2 protein-coding genes are annotated in these 1,524 nt (G+C 58.9%); one reads left to right on the forward strand and one right to left on the reverse strand.

All coding sequences use genetic code 11. The annotated features are described in order from the left end of the window. Positions 1-76: 76 nt before the first annotated feature. Complete coding sequence (locus ACR0P8_RS09700; RefSeq protein WP_003808556.1) at positions 77-508, forward strand: hypothetical protein; 432 nt, start codon at positions 77-79, stop codon at positions 506-508. A gap of 196 nt (positions 509-704) precedes the next feature. Here ACR0P8_RS09700 and ACR0P8_RS09705 read toward each other — a convergent pair. Then, the coding region (locus ACR0P8_RS09705; protein ID WP_432624848.1) for an SPFH domain-containing protein at positions 705-1,524 on the reverse strand (820 nt) is incomplete at its 5' end.

A 1,524-nucleotide genomic window follows, 5' to 3' on the forward strand; every position in this document is an offset into this window, starting at 1 on the left:
ACGACGAAAATACAATGAAGGCATCGCAACGAATCGAAAACGAAGCTGAACGGTTCCATACCATGAGGGGGACATCATGAAACGTCGTTTCACACAAGCGGAGGTCTACTACCTCAACACCCTGCCCGCGGTGGAGCGGGCGTCGATGGACCGCATCACCTATTCGAGGGATTTCCAGGTGCGTTGCATGGCGCAATATCTGCGGGGCAACGGACCGACTAGCATCTTTGCCAGCGCGGGACTCAATCCGAAGATCGTGGGCAGCAAGCGCATCGAACGCGCCATCGCACGTTGGAAGGCCGATCCGCAGATCATGCTGGAGGCGCAGTCGTTCGCCAATGAAGCCGCGGCCGATCAACGCGACCTGCTCGTCATCTCCCAATCCATGACCATCGCATGGCTGGAGAAGAAAGTCATGGATCTGCAGAAACAGATCCAATCCGTGAAGCAGCATGAGGCGGAACGCCCGTCCATGCCGGCCCACGGGGCGCTCATCGGACTGGAATAGCGTCCAGAAGCGTTCCCATGACAAGATGTGCGTCGTGGTACGGCGACGCACCCATACGCGATCCCTCCTTCCATCGTTTCCGCATTCTCCGTCACATTCACGCGGCTCCCCGATGGAAGGAGGGATTCGTTTCGTCTTTGGCCGCATACCCCGCGATTGGCGCATGCGGCCAAAGACGCCATTCGATCAATATTCGTCAGATACGCGGCACCGATGGGGCGGCCGTATGGGACGGCTTCGGCGTGTACGCGCTCCGTTCCGCGGTTTCGTTGGCTGTCACCATCGCCTGCGTGATCTGGCTGTACATATCCTGATATCCGCCAGGGGTGGATGCTGGAAGCACGACGGTCTTGGAGTTGTTGGATTCGCTCAAGGAGCGCAGCACGTCGAGGTACTGGTTAAACAGCACCACATTGTTCACATCGCCGATGTTCATGCCGACAGCCTGCAGGCTCTTGATCTGGTCGACGATACCGTTGGCGATCTCGCGACGGTAGTTGGCCTGACCTTCACCCTGAAGACGGGTCTTCTCCGCTTCAGCAGCGGCTTGGGTCTCAATCTGGATGCGCTGGGCCTCGGCGCGCTGCCGGGTGGCCTCCTTCTCACGCTGGGCTGCGTTGATGGAATCCATGGCATTCTTGACCTGCGGGCTCGGGTCAATGGCGGTGATCAGGGTCTTGACCACGGTGAAGCCGAAGCGGGACATCTCGTTGCCGACGGTCTTCTGCACGTCGAAGGCCACATCATCCTTACGGGCGAAAGCATCATCGAGGCTCAACGCAGGAATGGCGGAACGCAGGGCGTCTTCCATGTAGGAGCGCAACTGGCCGGCCGGATCGCGCAACTCATAGTAAGCGGTGGCAACGTTCTCCGGATTCACACGGAACTGGGTGGAGGCGACGACCGTGACGAACACATTGTCGAGGGTTTTGGTCTCCAGCTGCACGTTGAGCTGGTTGACGCGCATGTTGGTTTTCATGGCGATACGGTCCACGAACGGGATACGGATGTGGATG

This window comes from Bifidobacterium sp., from assembly GCF_050874245.1.
Classification (GTDB): Bacteria; Actinomycetota; Actinomycetes; order Actinomycetales; family Bifidobacteriaceae; genus Bifidobacterium.

What these genes read in the sequence shown, in the direction of transcription:
- ACR0P8_RS09700 (WP_003808556.1), top strand. Translation starts at nt 77, where the DNA reads ATGAAACGTCGTTTCACACAAGCGGAGGTCTACTACCTCAACACCCTG.